16 protein-coding genes and 1 pseudogene are annotated in these 20,591 nt (G+C 50.7%); 7 read left to right on the top strand and 10 right to left on the bottom strand.

What is annotated here, in order from left to right; all coding sequences use genetic code 11:
* Window positions 1–241: 241 nt before the first annotated feature.
* The 4 genes from IPN95_11885 to IPN95_11870 all read right to left on the bottom strand — a co-directional run bounded on the left by IPN95_11885 (window position 242) and on the right by IPN95_11870 (window position 2,297).
* Window positions 242–604 (bottom strand): hypothetical protein, encoded by a 363-nt coding sequence (locus IPN95_11885; protein MBK9450082.1) that lies wholly within the window; start codon window positions 602–604, stop codon window positions 242–244.
* A gap of 390 nt (window positions 605–994) precedes the next feature.
* Window positions 995–1,354, bottom strand: coding sequence for a hypothetical protein (locus tag IPN95_11880; GenBank protein ID MBK9450081.1), 360 nt, complete (start codon window positions 1,352–1,354; stop codon window positions 995–997).
* A gap of 43 nt (window positions 1,355–1,397) precedes the next feature.
* On the bottom strand, window positions 1,398–1,655 hold the full coding sequence (locus IPN95_11875) for a hypothetical protein (GenBank protein ID MBK9450080.1): 258 nt from the start codon (window positions 1,653–1,655) through the stop codon (window positions 1,398–1,400).
* A 177-nt stretch (window positions 1,656–1,832) separates the two neighbouring features.
* Entirely contained in the window at window positions 1,833–2,297 is a 465-nt protein-coding gene (locus tag IPN95_11870) for a hypothetical protein (protein ID MBK9450079.1), read from the bottom strand.
* A 139-nt stretch (window positions 2,298–2,436) separates the two neighbouring features.
* On the opposite strand from IPN95_11870, the gene tmk reads away from it, so the two are divergent.
* Window positions 2,437–3,135 (top strand): dTMP kinase, encoded by a 699-nt coding sequence (tmk, locus tag IPN95_11865; protein MBK9450078.1) that lies wholly within the window; start codon window positions 2,437–2,439, stop codon window positions 3,133–3,135.
* Between the two features lie 87 nt (window positions 3,136–3,222).
* A complete protein-coding gene (locus IPN95_11860) occupies window positions 3,223–3,408 on the top strand; it encodes a hypothetical protein (GenBank protein ID MBK9450077.1) in 186 nt (61 codons plus the stop codon).
* A 15-nt stretch (window positions 3,409–3,423) separates the two neighbouring features.
* Here the strand turns inward: IPN95_11860 and IPN95_11855 are convergent.
* From IPN95_11855 to IPN95_11840, 4 genes and pseudogenes are all read right to left on the bottom strand, one after another.
* A pseudogene (locus IPN95_11855) lies at window positions 3,424–4,357 on the bottom strand (UDP-glucose 4-epimerase).
* Entirely contained in the window at window positions 4,357–5,073 is a 717-nt protein-coding gene (locus IPN95_11850; GenBank protein MBK9450076.1) for a class I SAM-dependent methyltransferase, read from the bottom strand. Before IPN95_11850 ends, IPN95_11855 begins: the two are co-directional and overlap by 1 nt.
* A gap of 3 nt (window positions 5,074–5,076) precedes the next feature.
* Window positions 5,077–5,862, bottom strand: coding sequence for a hypothetical protein (locus IPN95_11845; GenBank protein ID MBK9450075.1), 786 nt, complete (start codon window positions 5,860–5,862; stop codon window positions 5,077–5,079).
* Entirely contained in the window at window positions 5,859–7,061 is a 1,203-nt protein-coding gene (locus IPN95_11840; GenBank protein ID MBK9450074.1) for a glycosyltransferase family 4 protein, read from the bottom strand. The genes IPN95_11845 and IPN95_11840 overlap by 4 nt, the downstream gene beginning before the upstream one ends.
* Window positions 7,062–7,383: 322 nt before the next feature.
* On the opposite strand from IPN95_11840, the gene IPN95_11835 reads away from it, so the two are divergent.
* Window positions 7,384–7,686, top strand: a complete 303-nt coding sequence (locus IPN95_11835) for a hypothetical protein (GenBank protein ID MBK9450073.1) — start codon at window positions 7,384–7,386, stop codon at window positions 7,684–7,686.
* Between the two features lie 58 nt (window positions 7,687–7,744).
* The gene (locus tag IPN95_11830; GenBank protein ID MBK9450072.1) at window positions 7,745–8,050 is read left to right on the top strand and encodes a DUF2752 domain-containing protein; all 306 of its coding nucleotides are present in this window, start codon (window positions 7,745–7,747) and stop codon (window positions 8,048–8,050) included.
* A 96-nt stretch (window positions 8,051–8,146) separates the two neighbouring features.
* Here IPN95_11830 and IPN95_11825 read toward each other — a convergent pair whose 3' ends face one another.
* A complete protein-coding gene (locus IPN95_11825) occupies window positions 8,147–12,994 on the bottom strand; it encodes a PKD domain-containing protein (protein MBK9450071.1) in 4,848 nt (1,615 codons plus the stop codon).
* Between the two features lie 454 nt (window positions 12,995–13,448).
* Here IPN95_11825 and IPN95_11820 point away from each other — a divergent pair, with 454 nt between their 5' ends.
* Window positions 13,449–17,162, top strand: a complete 3,714-nt coding sequence (locus IPN95_11820; protein ID MBK9450070.1) for a PKD domain-containing protein — start codon at window positions 13,449–13,451, stop codon at window positions 17,160–17,162.
* 588 nt (window positions 17,163–17,750) lie between these two features.
* Here IPN95_11820 and IPN95_11815 read toward each other — a convergent pair.
* The gene (locus IPN95_11815) at window positions 17,751–18,431 is read right to left on the bottom strand and encodes a carboxypeptidase-like regulatory domain-containing protein (protein ID MBK9450069.1); all 681 of its coding nucleotides are present in this window, start codon (window positions 18,429–18,431) and stop codon (window positions 17,751–17,753) included.
* Window positions 18,432–18,609: 178 nt separating this feature from the next.
* Between IPN95_11815 and lpxK the strand changes: the two genes are divergently transcribed.
* Window positions 18,610–19,686 carry a tetraacyldisaccharide 4'-kinase gene (gene lpxK / locus IPN95_11810; protein MBK9450068.1) on the top strand — a complete coding sequence of 359 codons (1,077 nt, stop codon included), beginning with the start codon at window positions 18,610–18,612 and terminating at the stop codon, window positions 19,684–19,686.
* A 1-nt stretch (window position 19,687) separates the two neighbouring features.
* Window positions 19,688–20,503: a purine-nucleoside phosphorylase gene (locus tag IPN95_11805; protein ID MBK9450067.1), complete on the top strand. Its 816-nt coding sequence runs from the start codon at window positions 19,688–19,690 to the stop codon at window positions 20,501–20,503.
* Window positions 20,504–20,591 lie beyond the last annotated feature (88 nt).

Below are 20,591 nucleotides of genomic sequence, written 5' to 3'. Positions count from 1 at the left end.
AAGGCTGTTTTCTAACTCCAGCTTCTCGACGTTGCGTCATGTTGCCGTTGAATCGCCTTGGAACGTCGCCAAACCCAGAAGCTCCATGCAGTCTAAATGAAAAAAACCAAGAGATAAAACCATGTTTGGCGCCAAAATGGTCCTTGGATGACGACCTTGCGCCTTGGCTGCAACCGGATTTCCGGGAACCCCGAGGCAAAATTCGATGTGGTAGTCCCTGGCGGGGCCAGTTGCACCAACATCAATTGGCGCGAATCGGCATTTGTGGTGTTCCACACCCCGCCGTTGATCCGGTAAAAAAGGGATAATCTCCTCCGGTTCGAAAATTCAAGATAGAATAATCGATTTTGACGTCATTTTCCAAGTAATCGACTTCAACGAGCGCGTCAGGAGCATAGGATTTGCCGGAAATTTCCAGCTTTGTGATGCACACTTGTGGCTGCACGGAGACCGCCTTTTCATTTGGGTTGAGCAAAATCAGCCCTTCCTCGGCGGCGAGCACCAAACTGCCGTCGAAGATCGCCATGTCATTCACACTGCCGGAATGCAGCCCCGTAATCACGTTTTCAAATTGAAGTTGATTGCCATCCTCAGTCAGAACCATCAACATTTTTCGCCCCAGAAGGTACATTTTGCCTCCATCAGGTTCCTGAGTTTGAGATAGGGGCCTTTGAAGGGGAGGTCGTCGATGGGGAAAAGCTGACCCTTTTCGTCGATTACAAACAGGAACCTTGCGTGCTTAGTGCATAAATCCGATCCCCGGCAGACCTGCAATTGGCTTGCGTAGAATGGGTACCCTCATTTAATTTCGAGCTCCGATTTCGATCATTTGGGCTTCAACATCATAGCCATTGCTCGTTGCAAAATAGATGGCGCCTTGATCGGCTAGCAACAGGGCCACGTCCCGTCTAAAAACACTCCGTAAGACTGATTCATTGAATTCGAATACTTTTTGCCATGATATCCCATGGATCAGATTCAGACGCATCCCCCTTCAAGCCGGTACAAGGCCACCCGAATTTGGTGTGCACACCGCAAGGTAACGTTTGGAAACGCGAATGGCATCCTTCAACGCAAAGGCGTGATCCGCGGCGGGCTTCACAAGACCAAATTGATAAAAATTAGCGGTGGGCGCCCCGTCGATAAGACAATTCCCATCATTCATCAAAAAATCGATCGCATGCCCACTTGGATGGCGGTACAACTCCTCAAATTTCCCCGTTGCGGTATCAAGGCGTAACAATTGGCCATCTTGGCTACCGGCAACCAAACCATTGGCTGTCAATACCAATCGCTTCAAGCCCGAGCCGGATGGCGATAAAATACGTCTTGAGTCAAAGTCAGGAACCATCATCAGCCCTTCATTCTGTGTCCCAAACCAATGGTTCCCTTCATTGTCAATTAAAAATGCCGATATGCTTTTGTCGAAAATAAAGATGACCGCCCTCCTGTTTACCAGTTTCAGCGTTGATCACCTCCATGCCGCGGACATAGCAGATCCAGATCTTTCCATTGGCAAAGGCATGGGTTTGAATATCCGCGATGCCGCTCAGACCCGCAAATTTTCGTAAAACCGGGCCATCAACATTCCAAATTCCCTTTCCTTGGCTGTTGGTAGCAGAAGACAATCTTTGGCCCAGGTAGTCGAAAGCCATTCCGATCAATGGATCTCCGTTTCCGTCAGCGACGGAATTGTCTCATGATGAGAAGTGTAATCCACACTTTTGTGCATGCCCCCCCAAATCCAGTATTTTCCTTGTCCGTAAATTCCGGAGACTCCGTATCCTGTTGGGTCGCTCTCAAACCCTTTGGCTTTTTGAAGGCTTCGAAGATCAAAGCGACCAATTTCGATTCGGAGGGAAGCAAGAGCCAGTTCCCAGATGTCCCGCCCGCATGTACCCGCGCAAGGAATCCTGTGGGAGGGTGACCAAAGTATCGCCGGAAACATGGTAAAGTTGACCGTCAAAGTTTTCATACCAAATCCGGTGCAGCGGATCTTCGAAGATGTTGGATCCCGCCTTGGATGATTGTGAGGTCGAGAAAAAACTCTTGAAGGAATGGCCGTCGTAGCGACAAAGTCCATCATCGGTCGTGATCCAGATAAATCCTTTGGAGTCCTGAAACAGCCCGTAAATGGAGTTGTTGGGCAGGCCGTCCGCGTCATTGATCAGTCGGTAATAAGGATCTTGCGCTAATCCGGCAAGCGGCAAACAAAAGAGCAGAAGGAGAAATAGCAGGCGCACTTCCCCAAAACAAAGCTCAAAAGTCAGTCCAGCATTCCCGGTCCTTCGGTTCACAGCGTCTAATATAGCCTTGAAGCAGCGAAATACAGCTCTCAGTTAGTGAAAAGCTAGTTTCAGTTAGCCAATCCTAGCTCTGCGTTGCTATCGAATGCAATTCTTGAACCATCCAAAAAATCCCGATATTCGCCAGCGTATGCAAGAGACACTGCACCAAGGGCGGAAATTCATTGTGATCGAAGGGCTCGACGGCTCCGGAAAGTCAACACAAATCGAATTGTTGATCGCTCATTTTAAGGAGCAGGGCATAGAAACGCGGTTTATTCACTTCCCGCGGCACAACGAAGGCGTGTTTGGGCAGCTTATTGCAAGGTTCCTGCGTGGCGAATTTGGCGCCGTCACCGAGGTGCATCCGCAATTTGTCGCCCTGCTCTTTGCCGAGGACCGCAAGGAATTTGCCGCGACGATCGAAGGATGGCTTGCCGAGGGCTATTCCGTCCTATGTGACCGTTATGTCTTCAGCAACATCGCCTTCCAATGCGCCAAACTCAGCGATCCCGAGGCAAAAGCCGAACTCAGAAAGTGGATCCTCGACTTCGAATTCAACTATAACCGCATTCCCAAGCCCGATTTCAGCATCCATCTATCCGTTCCGTTTTCCTTTACTGAGAAGGCCTTGAATGCCCGAATGGCCGCGCAAGCCCGCGACTACCTCGCTGGCGCACACGACATCCATGAAAAGGACTTTTCGCTGCAACGTGCTGTGAAACAAGAGTATGAGAACTTGGTCGCCACCGATGACAGCATCGTCAACGTGGTCTGCCACGATGCCAACGACGCCATGCTCTCCATCGCGGAAATCCATCAACGGATTTTGAAGGCGATTGCGGGCTGAGTCATGGATTCTGATTTACAGGAATTTGCATTGCAAAACGCCCAATTTCTGTCTAAATTGGTTCTCACGAAATAGTGCGAAAATTCCATGAAATCCTCCGCCGACAAAGACCGAAAGCGCAACCCTGTCAAGGTGCAGACGCCTGAGCATGATTTGCCCGGACGCATCATGGCACCGCCGCCATTTGCTTTGGACGCGTCCACGGACGTGCCCCGCAAAAAACGTGAAGAGGAAGAAGAGGTTTTGCTGGAGGAAAAGGAAAAGGGCATCTAGGTCCCTGCCGAATTGTCAACGCTCAATCAGCGTCGCAATTCCGTCGTCAATTCCGACCAAAGGTTCCCAGCCCGTGAAGGCTTTGAGTTTCGAAATATCCGCCAACAGGTGCAGGCGATCCGTTTTACGCACTTTGGCAGGATCGATTTCTACGCGCACTGCTTCGCCCAAAGCGTTGCCAAAGGCCGCTGCAATTTCCAAAACACTGTATTCGATGCCGCGGCCGAGGTTAAATGTGTCGAATCCGGATTCAAAGGTTTCCAAAAGCGAAATCACAGCACGCGCCATGTCGCTCGTATGGATGAAGTCGCGCTTGGGCGCCTGATTGCCCAGCATTAGCACGCGAGCACCGGCGTTGATTTGTGCTGCAATCTCCGGAATCAAATGCGGATTGGTTTCATTCGGGCCAAATGCATTAAAAAACCGGCAAACCACCGTCGCAATCCCCGATTCGAGGTGAAATTCATGGCAAAGCCGCTCCCCGGTGAGCTTGGTCAATCCATAGATATCGAGCGGCCCCGTCGGATGCGTCTCGCCAACCGCCTCATCTGCAATCGGATAAACCGCTGCCGTCGAAGCAAACAAAACACCCTTCACCCCTACCCGCTTGGCAGCATCCAAGACATGCATCGTTCCGCGAATGTTGATGTCAGCCGCCTCGTAGGGATGGGCATTGCACCAAGGAATAAAATGCACAGCTGCCAGATGAATCACCCAATCAGGCTTGAATTCGTCAAAAACGGCATTTACCCCCTCCTTTGTCCAGAATATTCAGCACCCGAAAATGCGAATCCGGCAAATTCACAAAGGCACGGTTGCCAAAACTCAGGTCATCAATGACCAGCAATTCCACAGGGAAGGTTTGCAATGCCTTGATCACGGCCGAACCGATAAATCCGGCCCCGCCTGTCACCAGGATTTTCTGAATATTGCCGCCAACTTTCCCCATCATTCAGCTTTTTTGACTTGCCCGATGAAGAGGTATTGCCGGATGAACAGCCGCTTCCACAGCCCCAATGTCGGGATGTAGAAGAATTTTTGCTGCCAGTTCATGGTCTTCCAAGTGTCATGGTTGCTGTCCAAGAAGATCAGGTCAAAATGCTTGCGCAGCATGTTTTTGATCGTTTGCAGCGTAAAAAACCGAAGGTGCGTGCGATCCAGCAGCCCTTCGTCTTCATATTCAAACTGATCGCGCATCAGTTTCCAGAGAATGTAGAGATTGCCGGCATTGGGGATACTGCCGACCAAAATCCCATTCGGATTCAGCAACTTTGGCAGCGCATCGACGACTTCCCAAGGATTGTAAAGGTGCTCGAGGACGTCCAAAAACAGAATCGCATCAAATTTCCCTTCGGGCAATTCACCGAGGCGACCTTGGTCGATCATTTCCTCGATGTTGTCGCATTTGACCCAATCGATATTTGTCGCCGCTTGTTTCGCAGCATCAGGCATCAGTTCGACCCCAGCGTAAAATTCTACGCCGAACTTCTCCTTCATCAGCCTGCCGGTACCACCGCCCGAGCAGCCGATTTCCAAAACGCGAACAAGCTTCCGGTCATTCTTTTTCAAGAACTTGGTCAGAAACCGAACGACATCGTCGCGACACAGGGTATAGTATTTTTCTACCTTCCCTTTTTCCTTGTATAAAGTCTCTACTGTCGACATGCCCTAATTGTGGCGGTAAAGTTGCCGAATTAATGCCTTCAATCCCAAAGGTCGCAGCACTTTTTCGGTCAGGCGGTTCTTCCAAGCGATGAATCGTTGGGAACCCCACTTGTTTTGGAAGGCTTTTTGGTCGCTTCTGAACTTCTCGGATATGTCCAATGCGTTTTTTCGGCTCGTTACGTGGGCAAGGTGGGTGACGAAGGAATCGGGCACGGCGGCATTCAAAATGTCCTGTTTCCGCAGTTGCATCGTAAAATCGTCGTCGGCAAAGTAGTAGTCAAAGCGTTCGTCAAACGGTCCGGTCTCCTCAAAAACCGAACGCTGCACGACAAAACACCATCCTGTGAAGGTCACCCTGACCAAATGGCCGATCCTGAAGCGCTCTCCCTTTTCAAATGTACCTTCAGGCGTATGTTTGGACGCGACATCCACGGGACAAAAGCAACGAATCTGCGGCTGCTCCTGCTGCACGGTCATCATCGCAGAAAACCAACCGGGATGAAAAACAACGTCATTGTTGCTGAAAACCACCCATTCGGCTTTGCCAAGTGCCAAGCCGATGTTGTTGAACCTGTTAAAATTGAATTGCTCCTTGGGGTAAATCACCTGTGTCGCAGCATCGTAACGCCAGCCCATGTGGATGAAATTCGCATTGCTTTCGAGGAGAAAAACGTTGAATTCGATTTCAGGCTCGGATGCACGCAAGGAGGAAATCGCCTTGGCATTCATTTCGAAAATGTCGCTGCTGCCGGTGTAGGCGAGCATCACCACGTCGACCTGCATTTTCACCTTGCGACGCTGGTTTGGGCAAATTCGAAGAGTTCCAATACCCGCCGGGCATTGGCTTCCCAGGTATGGGAGCGCAACACTTTTTGCTGCCAATGCGCCCCGAGTTGGCTGCGCAAGGCAGGATCTGCGATCAATTTCAACAAGGCGGCTTGGAGGCGCTCGGCGCCCGGCTCGATGATGATGCCGTCCTGATCGGGCACCATTACATCCAAAACCGCTGCATGGTGGGTCGCCACAATGGCCTTACCCAGAAGGCCATATTCAAAGATTTTGATCGGCGAGCAATACCATTTGGTGTCGGGCAACACGGCGATGTCCATCGCAGCGATGTGGGCAAACACCTGCGCATGCGGTATGGATCCTGTGAAATGAATGCGGTCGGCTACGCCGCTTTCGGCGGCGAGTTTCTGCATGGTGGCGATAGTTTCGCCACTTCCGACGACGAGCAAAGCAATGTCGGCACGTTGCTTTGCGACCACTGCGAAGCTGGAAATCAAGGTCTCTACGCCGTGCCACGGCTGTATCGAGCCCACCCATCCGACGACGGTTTTGCCTTCCAAATTGTATTGGGACTTGACAGCAGCGACATCCTGCGGATTCACTTTTCCCTTTTCAGGGTCAATTGCATTGGGGACGACGGAAAATTTGGCAGCGTACACGCGGTGTTGATGCAGAAAATACTCCCGCAAAGAGGATGAAACCACCAAAACATGGTCGGTTTTGGTCAGTTGCCAGCCCTCTTTTTCGCGTGCTTTTTCCAGCATGCCGCTATCACCTTCCAATTCGACTTTTTCCTCGACATACGGCGAATTGACTTCAAGGAAATGCATCACCTTCAATCTACGTGCCGCGTTCACACCGGAGGTTTGAAAATAATTGGCGCGTTCATAGACAAAGTCGGGCTTGAATTCCCTCATTTTCAAGAGCAAACGGTCATAGGCATCGTTGTCAAATTCTTCCAGACGTTGGTCCTTGAGGGTCTGCCAACGGCGCGCCGGAATGACCACCTTAGCTAACCGTTTCATCAGGGAGGGTTTGGCTGCGACACTCGGCTTGGGCTCGGTGCCGCCCATGATATGCACCTCCACCTCATGGCCCAAGGCGCGAAATGCTTTGATCATTTCCCGCATATGCGTCCCGTATCCGGCGGGATCACTCAAATTCAGGTTGGGGTTGGGTGAGTAGTACAGAATTTTCATTCAAACCATGCATTTCGCATGTAAAGATAGGGAAGAAAAAAAACAAGCAAAATAAGGAGTGAAATGCGATTTTGCCTTTATCGGTGAAGGTCGATCTTCCAAGAATTCAGCATCCAAAAGAGAAACAAAGTCACTCCCCGAGGAATTTTGGTGGCCTAGCGGACGGAAAATTTTTTTTGTATGAAATTCCTGATTAGGTTTGTTTTGCTAAGAATCTAGCAACTAATTATTAAACCCTCTTAGCCAACAAAAAATGGAAAATCAAGGTAATCCTTACGGTGGAAATCCAAATCAAAGTTTTGGCGGTGGTGGACAATCCTCGATCCCGATCCCAAATTCAACAGCAGTCTTGGTTCTTGGTATCGTGTCAATTGTCGGGTGCTTTTGCTACGGAGTTCTGGGTATCATCTGTGCCGTCATTGCTTTGGTTTTGTACGGAAAAGCGAATTCGGAATATGTGAATAATCCAAGCAACTACTCGGCTGGTTCCTACAAGAACCTGAATGCAGGAAGGATTTGTGCCTTTGTAGGATTGGGATTGTCAATCGCCTATATCATTTTCCTGATCGTTTACGTTGCTATCATGGGTGCCACTTTGGCGAGTAGTGGCGCTTTGTATAGATAGTTAATTATCGTGCCACAATGACTTGGTTCTCTCCAATTTGTGGGTTGCGTACTTGAAGATGGATCCAATTGTAGATTGGTTCAAAAATCATTATTTGGCTTGCCCATACAAGTCCTTTTTAGGAATTGAATGCTTTGGATGCGGCATGCAGCGATCTTTTGTGGCTTTATTGCAAGGTAATCTTGCCGAAAGCTTGGCCCTGTACCCTGCGCTCCTCCCAATGATTTTCACCTTCACTTGCACCGCCACTCATCTCATTTTTAAATTTCGCAACGGTGCCAATGTCATTAAGTATTCCTTTTTTTGCACAGCAGCGATTGTCCTGATCGCCTTTGGGGTAAAAGTATACATCTCCAACGCCTGACTTTGATTGATTGGAATTTTGCTTTTTAACAGTGAAAGCCATTTCTAGGCTACGTACGTTTGTATGATTTCATTGGTGCAGCATGAATTCTTGCCACTAATGCATTAGCGTTAGTTCTCCAGAATAGCTTTTGCCTCCGATTCGTAAGCTGTAATAGTAAACTCCCGCAGGTGCGGCTTGTCCGTTGACCGTGCCATCCCAACCGTCGTTTTTTTGCAAGTTCTGGTAAACCGATGAACCCCATCGATCCAAAATGGTGAGCGTAAACGGTTGATCGCCTGAATAATTCACAAGAAACGCATCGTTGACCCCGTCTCCATTGGGGCTGAAGACATTGGGAATGAACAAATCCGGGGCTCGGACCTCAAAAGGGCCCAATGTGTCATGCGCCATGCAACCCTGCGCATTGGTTGAATGCACGACGACGTTGTAAAATCCTGCGGCGAGGTATTCATGGGTCACTGATTGGCCTTGTAGCTGAATCCCGTCCCCGAAATCCCAGGTGCTCGAAACAACATCGGAGTTGAATTCTTGCAGGGAAAGGATGGCTTCCGGCAGGTAAAGCAGCGCTGGAAAATCCGGAACGGCCTGCACCTCGGCCGAGGGAGCTGGAAAAACCGTGACCGTAAGATTGGAGGCTTGTGAACTGCAGGCACCTTGGTGCAAGGCAGTGAATTGCAGCGAATAAGTGCCTGGCACATCATATATATGTGTGGTTGTCGGGAGATTGGATACGGCTGCTCCATCCCCAAAATCCCAAATGAAACCTTGGGCGTCACTGCTTGTCTGTTGCACATTCAATTCCAGCGGCGCGCATCCGGTTTCCGAAGAATGCAAAAAGGCCGCCACGGGGCTTGGAATCACTGAAATGTCCAAATAAGCAGTGTCACTGCAGCCCGCTTCTGACAAAATCAGTTGGATCTCCGTGCTATCTGAAAGGAAGGCCCAAGGAGCCGCAACATTCGGATCGTCCAACCCATTTGCGGGAGACCACTGATACGTCGGATTACCCAAGCCACCCAAACCTGTGAATTGAAGGGAATCTCCTCGGCAAATCACCGCGGTATCTGCTGCAATTCCGGCATTGAGCTCAGGTATCACCAAAACCAACACGGAATCAATTGTTTGACAATCCTGGTGCGTGACCGTGAGATAATACATGCCGGATACAACCGGCGCAAGCAACGGTGTGGCAATCCCTGAATCGCTCAACAAAACCCCCGGAGTCCAATCAAATTGAATTTCGGAAGGATCCGCGACCGAATCCGTCTCTCCATAAAAATAGCTGCCGTTCAAATTCAAGCGCCTTCCAAAACAAACCGTCGTGTCTGCACCCGCGTTGGCCACTGGCGTTGGCCTCAGCGAAATCGTCACTGAGTCCGCTGAGCTGCTGCAGCCCCAATTGGAGGTCGCAACTACAAAATAAGTGGTGCTTCGCGGTGGTGTGGCAATGGGATCCTCGATATTGGGGTCATTCAAGCCGATAGCCGTGGACCACTGATACGTGTATTGCGCAGTGCTGTCACCCCCAGCCATGGCATCAAGGATCACGCTTTCGCCAAGACAAATGTCCCTGTCCCAACCTGCATCGACCGATGGGGTCGTATGCACGCGTACCTGCACGGTGTCGGCCGCGCTAGGGCAACCATTGCTCCAAACGACCAACGTATAGGTCGTCGTCATGGCAGGAAAGGCTTGAGGGCTAGGCACATTTGCCAAAACCATCGAATTGGAAGGCGTCCATTGATATTGGTAGGCCGGCCCCGCGCCGCTTCCTGTCCCTTGCAGAATCGCCGTATCACCCGGGCATAACGCGACGTTGGGCCCAGCATCTGCAACAGGTACGGGATTGACATGCACCACAACCGAGCTGAGTGTATCCAAGGTATTGTAATCGCTGCTGCATCCATTGGAAAGGTCCGTCGCGACCAACACATATATGGTCGTGGTATCAGGTCTTGAACATGGATTGAACAAACTGGAATCGTTGAGGCCGGTAGCGGGAAACCATTCGAAGGAGAAAGGACCCTGCCCCATCACGGTCGGCAACAGCACCTGACAGGGAGCATTCAAGCCACATAGCCTCAAATCTGGTCCGGCATTGACCGATGGCTTGTCCAAAACAGTCACCATCAGCGAATCCAAATTGCTGGTACAACCATTGGCATCCACCACTTGCACAAAATAAACAGCTGAATTACTGGGATTTACATGCGGATCATCGTCGAAAACACTGTCGATCCCACAGAATCCACTGAGCGCATTGCAAGTCCAAGTGTAATAAAAGGGTGCGGTACCGCCAGATGTCGTCGCAAAGACATCAACACCTCCGTCACCTTCGCAAAACGACATATCTGGCCCCGCAGCGACGGTTGGTTCCGGATAGACCATGACCGTGCTGGAATGCGAGGCGGTACATCCAAAAGCAGTAACCGTCAAGGTCACAAGTTTCGGTCCGGGACTGAGAAAGGAAACGATCGGCAAAGTATCGGTGCTTGTCGCCGGACTTCCATCCTGAAAAGTCCATTGATAGGTTGCGAGGGCGCCATTCCCGGCATTTGCGACGAATTGGTGGCTGTTTCCATTAAAACATTGCACGCCTCCCAAAACGGCCCACAAGGCGTCGGGATCGGGGTAAACCTCCAAATACAGACTATCCAGCTCGCTGGAACAGCTTTGGTCACTTGTAAGCAGGGTAATCAATTTAGGACCTGCTGTTCCAAATACGATTCCCGTTGGATTTTGAAGCGCACTTACCGAGGGTGTCGCATTGGGCCAAAATGACCATGCATGCGTGGCCCCCATTCCAAAATTGCCTAAATTCTGGAAATTGAAGCTGTTTCCAACCAAACATTGGTTCAACACGGGACCGATCACAGCCGTCGGGTTGGTTCTTACAAAAACGGTGTCACGCTCAGTCGGGGAAACGCAGCCGTTTTCCGTCACCGTTAGCGTGACCTCGTGCGGGCCGGGTTGCGCCCAAGACACTTGGTGTGGTCCTTGCCCCCCCGCCAAGGCAGGAATGCCACCTGCAAACGTCCAGGCATAGTTTGCGCCAGGTCCGCTCGTTCCCAAATAAGGAATACCGACAACCTCGGCCTGGCAAACACTGTCTATCAAGTTGAAGGGCGAAGACGGAATCGGATAGACCGTCATCACCATCGTATCTTCATCGACGCAGAAGGTTACCGTGTCGGTAATGGCCAAAATATAGGCCTGCTGTTGCGGGAGCAATGTATTGTTGGACAAGGTAACCGTCGGCTGCGCCGCATTGGCATTGGTAAGGCCGATCAAGGGTGACCAATTGTAAGTGAGCAGTTGGCTTGGCTGCGGCGGATTTCCGATCACCGTCGGCTGATTGGCACACGTCGCCATGTCAGGCCCAGCGTCGGCAAGCACATTGTTGGGAATCACCACGGTATCTTGCCAAACAGCTGTACATCCAATGGCGTCCTCAAGTAGCAAGGTGTAGGGAAATGAACCTGAACTCGGATAGGAATGCGCCAAGCAACTGTCTTGGTAACCCGCATTGGTGGATAGCCCACCGACGCCGGTCCAAAGATAATGATAGGGAAAATTGCCGCCTTGAGGAATCGCACAAAGCGAGACGACCTTGCATCCCGTCACAGAATCCTGCGCCTGCACCTGCATTTGGCTTACCTCAATCTGAAAATTGTATTGGCTGATCCCATAGGTAGGGCAAGCATCGTCCCGCATGATCACACCAAAATTAAAATTGCCCGCAATGGGAGGCGTCCAACAAAATCTCACCGTAGGCATGAGGCCAATCACTGTGTCGGTGATGGTAGGATTGGAAGCGAGGGTAAAGGTGGCTCCCATCGCAGCAAGACTTTGGTTCCACCAAACTGTCTGTGTCTGAAGCAGATCTGAATCCGTAATACGCATATCAAAGCAAACCGTCGCGCCGACACAGGTGCTCACCGCGAAATGGTTGAGCTGTAACCCTCCAGACAAGTTCACCACGCCCAGTGTCACCGGCGGGTCATTAGCGGCACAGGGAATGACTGTGATTTGCAAATCCCGCACAATCGTATTGATGAGTTGGCCGGCGCGCCATTCTTGGACATACACGCAGAGCACACCTGTCTGAAGGCTACCCGGGAAAGGACCATTGAGGTCGGGGCGAATGACCAAGTCGCCGGTAAGAGAATCCAAAATCACCTCCCAATCGCCGGTAAGCGGCTGCGATGGATTTGCAAATGGAAGGTAAGGCACGGAAGTATTGGCACTGCCCAAACATGGGCCCAGGGAATAAGAAAGCGAATCGTTGTCTGGGTCCGTCGCGCCTTGGGAGAAGAAATAGCTTTGCCCTTGGCAAATGAACAACACGGGAGGGCTGTTGAAGGTCGGCGCGCTATTGCAAGGAGACAAGAAGGGATTGACGGTGGTTGAAGCATACAAACCCACCGAATTGGGGAGAAAGAGGGTCGAAATGTTCCCGTTGCGGCAGCATGTCTGCCATTGAATGGTATAGGTGGAGCAGGTGGCCGAGCAAAAGTCAAAATCTGCATACCAGTAATGCTCCATGATGCCATTGATCGCGGCATTGGGGGTATTGCATCGGGTCGGGGTGCCAGGGCAGACTGGAGTTACTTCCAAGTTGGAAGCATTGACCCATGGCCCCATGCGCGGGGGAATGGGACAACCACTGTCGGCAACGATGGAAAGTGTCCCGATCGGTGAGACATTTGTGATGGGAGAACTGCAATCCCGATAGGCTCGAAAATGAACCCTGATGGTGCAACCGTTGATGCATTCATATCCAACATCGACCCCAGAAATATGGCCTGCCCTCACATTTCCGGAAAAAAGGCAAAGGAATCCAATGAGTAGGCTGCAAATCGCCACTCTGCATTGAAGGTGCATATAATTGGATCCAAGCATGGAGGTCAAGTCGGGGTACTCAATGGCTACCTCTCTCAAATTTAACCTTCCTGACTTAGAATACCAACCACGATGTCTTGCAGCCGACAAGTCGATGTCTGAAAATTCGCCGAATTGTGCCGTTCACACTTCAAGTTCAGCCGAGGCAAATTCGACAGGGACTCCAAAATCCACTTACATCTGGTCGGAACGTTGAAATTTCCATAAAAAAAGGCAATTTTGGGAGATTTTCCGGCCGAAGTCATCGGCCGATCAGGTTGAGGATGTGTTACCGTTGGGAATTGGAAAAAGGAGATTCACCGCCGAAAGAGACTGCTCATTCGGTATATTTACCAATCGAGCGAGAATTTTAGCTGCTCAAGCACATAGCAGTTAGCTTCTTAGTTTTTTTATCAATTTTTGTATCGGACAATTTCTTCTCAGCAATTTTTGCTTTCAGTTTTCTAAGTTTGATTCGGGCTTTGCCGCCCCCAACACTTGAAATTAATTTGGCATGAAGAGGATATCAGTATTTTTCATCGCTTGTTTCGCGCTCATTGCAAGCACATTTGTGGCGCCACAGCAAGCAAAAGCCACCCACTTGATGGGGGTGGACTTGGTCTACCAGTGTCTCAACAACTGCACCATTCGCGTGCTTTTGCGGGCATACCGGGACTGTACGGGCTCCAACTTCATTGGTACCAACGTGAACTTTGTCGCTCAGACTCCAGGCTGCGGCCAACCGCAAGCGCTTGGCGGATGGTCTGCTCAGGTGACAACAGAGGTGACACCGGTTTGCCCGGGTGCGCCCACACGTTGCACCAACCCAGGTGCAGCGATCAACGGTGTTGAGGAATTTTTCTGGTATCGAGATTATAATATATGCAACGTTCCCAACTGTATCTTCACGATCACGTGGACAGAGTGTTGCCGAAATCCGACAATTACTTCCCTCAACAACCCTGGTGGGCAGCAGATTGCAACAAATGCGACCACACTGAACACGAACATCACACCGTGTAACAGCTCCCCACAATTCTCCAATCCTCCAGTGCCTTATATTTGCCAAGGCCAACCCTACACCTTCAATCAAGGTGCATTTGACCCTGAAAATGACTCGCTTTCCTACAGCCTTGGCCCATGTTACAATACGCTTCCCAATACACTCGTCACCTACGCTGCAGGCTTTTCCCAAAATGCGCCACTTGGCAGCAGTTGGAACGTTTCCATCAACCCAACTACGGGTGACATCACGGTTGTGCCGCAACCAGGCAACATATTGACTGCCGTGCTTTGCGTGTATGTTGGAGAATGGCGAAACGGTGTCCTCATCAACACGATCGTTCGCGATATTCAGATGACGGTGATTCCTTGCCCCAACAATACGGTCCCTACGACTCCGGGTATCTCCAACGTGACCGGTGGCGCTGCAACAAGCCCATTCTCCGTCACCATGTGTGCAGGGACAACAGTGAGCTTCCAGATTCCGACCGTAGACCCCAACGTTGGTCAAACACATACCGTGTTCTGGAACCAAAACATCCCTGGCGCTACATTTACCAACAGCAACGCCACGCAGATTGATACCCTTACAGGTGCCTTGCCAACTGCCTACTTCAACTGGCAGCCAACCACCACGGGCGTTTACACCTTCTTGGTGACCATTCGCGACAATGCTTGCCCAATTCCTGGTCAAAATCAGTTTACCATCACCATTAACGTGGTCGGCGGATTACCGGGTGCGGGAATTACAGCGACTCCGACGGGTTGTACCAACGTTTCCCTCTCGGCCAACCCTGGTACAGGTAGCACCGGCCCATACCAATATGTATGGTCGGGAGACGGCAACTTGAACGTCAACCCCAACAATACAACGCAGACATTTAATCACACCTACCCAGGTCCGGGCACCTACAACGTCAATGTGCAAATCACCGACGCCTTTGGTTGCGTGAGCAACCTGACCACCGTCGTGATTATCCCTAACGGTCCAACCTCTGACGGTGGCCCTGACATTTCGATTTGCTCTGGCTTGCCTATTCAATTGGGGAATGCCAACCTGCCGCTGGGTCAGACCTACTCATGGTTCCCTTCGACAGGCCTGAGCAATCCAGCAATCGCAACGCCTACTTTCCAGTTCACGCTGCCTGGTAACGTTCCTCAGACGTTTAACTACACAGTGACGGCTACCTCTGGATTCTGTACCTCGATCGACTATGTTACCGTCGTCGTTTATCCTGTGCCAACGGCTACGATTGCAGGTAACTTGAACATCTGTAACGGTCAAAGCACAACCCTCACAGCGGGTGGCGGCACCACGTTCCTTTGGAGCACAGGCGCAACAACACCGAGCATCACGGTGAGCCCCAACTCCACAACGACGTACACGGTTATCGTCAATGGCAACGGTTGCGCAAGCCCCCCAGCCTCTGCAACGGTCAACGTATCCTTTGGCCCAACGGCAATCATTACAGGTGTTGACAGTGTCTGCCCAGGCGGTTCGACCGTGCTGACAGCAGCAGGTGGCTCAAGCTGGCTCTGGAGCACCGGTGCAAGTACGCAGTCGATCACCGTCAACAACGTAATGAACAGCACCACGGTCAGCGTCGTAGCTAGCCAAAACGGCTGCCCTGGTCCTGCTGCAACTTATGTTGTGAACTTGCACAACAAACCGGTCGCAGACTTTGGCAATACCACGGTTTGTATCGGGAATACCACCACCTTCCAAGACCTGAGCACCATCGCTGGATCAGGCCCAAGTGGAATCACAGCATGGAATTGGAACTTCAATGACCCATTGAGCCAAGGGAATAACATCTCACAGGTTCAAAACCCCACCCATGCTTTCACCGCAGCCGGTACCTATAATGTGCAACTGATCATTGAAAGTGCCAACGGCTGCCGCGACACTGTCACCGAAAGCGTGATTGTGAACCCACTGCCACAGGTAGATTTCAATTTCGACGATGTTTGTGACGGTACCACCATGGTGTTTACCGATGCATCTACATCGCAGTCGCCGATCACTTCTTGGCAGTGGAACTTTGGTTCTGGCCAAACGTCCAACGCGCAGAATCCTACCAATTTGTTCCCAGGCCCAGGTCTCTACAACGTGACCTTGACCGTGACCAATGCCAATGGATGCACCAATAGCCGCACCAAAACGGTCATCGTATTCCCCAACGCCGTTGCCGATTTCACATGGGATCACAGCTGCTGGAATACCATTACCACGTTTACATCACAAGCGAGCCTGACAGATCCAAATGGCACAACATTGGATCTCCACAACTGGAATTTCGGTGATCCAGCTTCAGGAGTCAACAACACGTCGACACTTGTAAATCCCATTCACAGCTTCACCCAACCGGGCAGTTATGCGGTCACTTTGACCGTAACCACGAGCCGCGGGTGTGTAACCACCATTGTGATCCCGGTAAACGTACCGCAGATTACACTGCCGATTACGGTGAATGACACAGTTTGCTACGGCGAGCAGGCAACACTGTACGCAGGAAATCCTGACCCAAGTCTTGGCACTTTGGAGTGGTTTTACAGCATTGACGCTACCGAAGACCCATTCTGGGTAGGTAACCAATACTTTACCACGCCACCCCTTGAAGCAACAACGGTCTATTTTGTTGGCCTACGTGACATTGACGGCTGCCTTTCACCCAAGGTTCCAGTGTTTGCGATTGTCCGTGGCCTCCCAAATGTTGACTTCCATGTGAACTCACAGGTTGTTGACCTTCCCAATGCTGTCGTCGAATTCACGGTTGACCGCGAGGTTTTCGGCCCGATCACTTCCTACCTCTGGGACTTTGGCGATGGGTCCACTTCTACCGACGTCAATCCCGTGCATCAATACAGCGAAGAAGGTACCTACGACGTGACATTGACCATCTACAATGCAGATGGATGTATGCGCGTCATCTCCTTGCCGATGTACATCAAAGTCAACAAAATCGTCCACATCTTCGTCCCAACGGCTTTCACGCCCAACGGAGACGGACTCAACGATTACTTTGAAGTATTTACCACCTTGATTACGACCTTCCACATCGACATCTTTGATCGCTGGGGCAAATTGGTCTTCTCAAGTGATGACTTGAGCTTCAAATGGGATGGTAAAGACATGCCCGAAGATGCCTACACCTACGTGATCAATGCGGTTGAGTGGAGCGGAACCAAAGTGCGCAAGTCAGGCACGGTGACGATCATTCGTTAATCGATTGGCAAAAATTTCAAAAAAGCGGGCTTCGGTCCGCTTTTTTGATTTTGTACAGGCTTGGTTACTTGGGATGAAACCTTCTCAACAAGTGCAACTGGGCTTCGAGAATCCATTCACCTGGAGTAGAAAGCCTCAAAACGAACCTTCAAGCGAAGCCAGAATTTTGGGGTTCAATTCCAAGCAGAAGCCTATTCGGCCAAGGCCTAAAGCAACACGCACGCTCAGAATGGAAGTTGCCTGCTGCGGAATGGACATGCAGGGAAGGTTACGACCAACAAATCCTATTTGCACATTTGGTTGGCCCGGAAGGCCGATTTCAAATCAAAAACACAGCAAGGGACGCATTGGCAATTATTCCAACGGGCTTGCTGAGAAATGACGACTCAAGGCGGTATTTTGATCTTGATTCAGGCAATCTTGTTCAAGATGACGAATGCTTCGAAACCCAAAAAGCAAACATATCGGTTTCGATATACTCAATTTGGAGATCAAGCAACATTTTGAACCAGCAGAACTTCTGGAAAAAGGCTGCGCACTGCGCTGGAAAAGCTTCCAATCAATGGGATTCGAAGAAAAAAGGGAGCTTTAGTCGTTCCAGTAGTTGAGATCCTTTTCCTTGCGGGCCTTGGTTTTGTCGTTGATGTAGCGGAGCAGTTGATAGACGGCAATCGGATCAAACAAGGGCATCGTAGGGGCCACATGCTTGTGCATCTGCTGGTTATAATAAAGTTGTCTTGCGACCATGATTCGCTCTCCTTCATCGACCTTGAGACCACCGATCAGGACATCCATGGTCTTTGGACTCAGGTTATGGCGGGCATTGGCACTTTCGACATCTTCAGGAACCTCCGTTTCAATAATCGCAGTACGCAGCTTGCCAGGGGTATTGTAGGGAAAAATGGTAATTCCGGAAATCAGGATCGAATCCTCTTCAAGGTAGTTGATCGCATATACGTAGGCGGAGTTTGCATCACCTTGGTATTCCTTCATATAGTCCGCAAAGACAAATTGGGTGGTAAGGAAACCCAGCGAAGAGAAATAAATGGTATCGTTTTCAACCACAGGGATGCTGTAAAAGCCGTCCCCATTGGCCACGGTGCCGCGCCGGCTGTTGTTGATGCGCACTTGCACGTAGGGGACCGCCTCATGGGTGGCCCGGTTAACGATCAACCCTGAAAGTTGATAGACACGTTTCAGCTGTGCGTGGGCAGAACCCGCGACCAAACAGACCGATAACAAACAGAGAATGCCGATTTTGCGAACCATCGCTCCAAAGATATTAAATCGTGCGCAATTTGCGCGCCTGACAATCATCACCATGATTGCCTGAATCGCTCATTGAATACAAACGAAAAAGTCATACAGATAGTTTGATTGGTTCAGGATTCCTCTTTGCCTGCATTCCAAACTACGCTGTAAGCTATGTTTTCCTTAATTTTCGCGAATGAAGGCAGGAAAAATCCTGATGTTACCGTTTTCTTGGTTGTACGGCGGAATTCTATCCCTTCGCAACTTGGCCTTTGATTGGGGCTGGAAAAAAACGTATTCAGCTGGCATTCCTGTCATTTCTATCGGAAACATTACCGTCGGCGGCACCGGAAAGACACCCATGGCCGAGTTTTTGCTTGCAAAACTCCTCGAAATGGGTCTTCGTCCTGCATATCTCTCGCGCGGTTATGGTCGCAAATCCAAAGGCTTTGCCTTGGTGGAGCCGTTTCCGGGAGGATCTGCCGATTTATATGGAGACGAAGCCTTTCAAGTTGCATCCAAGTTTCCCAACGTTTCCGTAGCAGTCTGTGAAGACCGCGTCGAAGGCGCCAACCGGCTTCGAGCTATTCGCGCGATTGATGTCTTGGTTTTGGATGATGCCTTTCAACACCGCCGTATCAGGCGTGACCTCGACCTTGTGATGATCGACGTGACCCGCATGCCGACAGCCGATGGCCTTCTACCTGCAGGTCGATTGCGCGAACCCCTCGGTGGATTGAAACGGGCACATGCACTCGTGCTCACGAAGTTTGCTGATGACTCAACGGCAAATGCTGCAAAAAACATCCTGCAAGAAGCTTTTCCATCCCTTTCGATCGCCCAAATGGCCATGAGACCGATCAGCTTGCATCCATTCTTCCCCGAAAAATCAGGAGCGATCCCACTTGAAGAGCTAAAAGGAATGCAGGTAAACGCATTTTCGGGGCTTGGCAACAATGCACATTTTCAACAAACGATTTTGTCCCTGGGAATGAACCTAAATGACTTTGCCGCCTTCCCTGACCACCACGACTATTCGGAGCATGAGCTGGAGAATTTATTCAAGGGCTTTGAGGCGCAAACAGAAATTAAGGGTAAATTGGCCCCCGCTTTGATCCTGACCACGGAAAAGGACTTTTTTCGGTTGAAAGCGTTGCCTTGGATAAAAAACCATGCAGCGCTTCCCCTTTTCTACTTGGAGGTCGGCATGTCGCCATCGAATGGTTGGGAAGAAGTGGAACGGAAAATCAAAAATATCACACCAAAGATTTAAAATGGAGCGTTACAAAGAAGCGGTTCAATACATCCGCCAGCATTACACCGGTCAACCACAAGTAGGCATCGTCTTGGGCACGGGCCTTGGCGGTCTGGTCAATGAAATCAAAATCGAAAAGGAAATTGCCTACAATTTTATTCCGCATTTCCCGGTCAGCACAGTAGAAAGCCACTTCGGCAAATTGATTTTTGGCACCATCGGCGAAAAGCAAGTGGTGGCCATGCAGGGTCGCCTTCACTACTACGAAGGCTATGATATGGCCGAAATCACATTCCCGATTCGTGTCATGCGCTTGCTTGGAATTCAGTCGTTGTACATCAGCAATGCGGCAGGGGGCATGAACCTGAGCTACCAAAAAGGTGACCTGATGATCATCGATGACCATATCAACATGCAAGCCGAGAATCCGCTTGCAGGACCGAATGTTAATGAATTTGGACCGCGATTCCCAGATATGAGCCGTCCGTATGATCCAGGGCTCGTGGCCCGTGCAGTCGCGATCGCCAAGGAAGAAGGCATTCGTGCGCATGTGGGCGTGTACGTGAGCGTTTCGGGTCCCAACTTGGAAACCCGTGCAGAATACCGCTTCCTGCGCATGATCGGTGCCGACGTGGTCGGCATGAGTACCGTTCCGGAAGTCATCGTCGCCAACCACATGGGCCTTCGCACATTTGCGATCTCGGTCGTGACTGACCTCTGTGATCCCGATCACCTTGAGCCCGCCAACGTGCCTGACATCATTGACACCGCCATCAAGGCTGAGCCCAAGCTCACACGTATCCTCAGCCGCATGATTCAGGAAGACAATTCCTGAGAAAACAATTGGCAATGAAGCAGTCCCACATCCATCTACCCTTCCCGAACCCGGTCAAAACGCGTTCGGGGAGGGTGTTGATGGGCTT

The sequence above is a fragment of the Bacteroidota bacterium genome, from assembly GCA_016718825.1.
Classification (GTDB): domain Bacteria; phylum Bacteroidota; class Bacteroidia; order J057; family JADKCL01; genus JADKCL01.
The sequence above is the reverse complement of the archived record's forward strand: the minus strand, read 5'-3'. Positions and strand labels throughout refer to the sequence as shown.

What these genes read in the sequence shown, in the direction of transcription:
- IPN95_11885 (MBK9450082.1), bottom strand. Translation starts at nt 604, where the DNA reads ATGGTTCTGACTGAGGATGGCAATCAACTTCAATTTGAAAACGTGATT.
- IPN95_11880 (MBK9450081.1), bottom strand. Translation starts at nt 1,354, where the DNA reads ATGATGGTTCCTGACTTTGACTCAAGACGTATTTTATCGCCATCCGGC.
- IPN95_11875 (MBK9450080.1), bottom strand. Translation starts at nt 1,655, where the DNA reads ATGGCTTTCGACTACCTGGGCCAAAGATTGTCTTCTGCTACCAACAGC.
- tmk (MBK9450078.1), top strand. Translation starts at nt 2,437, where the DNA reads ATGCAAGAGACACTGCACCAAGGGCGGAAATTCATTGTGATCGAAGGG.
- IPN95_11860 (MBK9450077.1), top strand. Translation starts at nt 3,223, where the DNA reads ATGAAATCCTCCGCCGACAAAGACCGAAAGCGCAACCCTGTCAAGGTG.
- IPN95_11850 (MBK9450076.1), bottom strand. Translation starts at nt 5,073, where the DNA reads ATGTCGACAGTAGAGACTTTATACAAGGAAAAAGGGAAGGTAGAAAAA.
- IPN95_11840 (MBK9450074.1), bottom strand. Translation starts at nt 7,061, where the DNA reads ATGAAAATTCTGTACTACTCACCCAACCCCAACCTGAATTTGAGTGAT.
- IPN95_11830 (MBK9450072.1), top strand. Translation starts at nt 7,745, where the DNA reads ATGGATCCAATTGTAGATTGGTTCAAAAATCATTATTTGGCTTGCCCA.
- IPN95_11820 (MBK9450070.1), top strand. Translation starts at nt 13,449, where the DNA reads ATGAAGAGGATATCAGTATTTTTCATCGCTTGTTTCGCGCTCATTGCA.
- IPN95_11815 (MBK9450069.1), bottom strand. Translation starts at nt 18,431, where the DNA reads ATGGTTCGCAAAATCGGCATTCTCTGTTTGTTATCGGTCTGTTTGGTC.
- lpxK (MBK9450068.1), top strand. Translation starts at nt 18,610, where the DNA reads ATGAAGGCAGGAAAAATCCTGATGTTACCGTTTTCTTGGTTGTACGGC.
- IPN95_11805 (MBK9450067.1), top strand. Translation starts at nt 19,688, where the DNA reads ATGGAGCGTTACAAAGAAGCGGTTCAATACATCCGCCAGCATTACACC.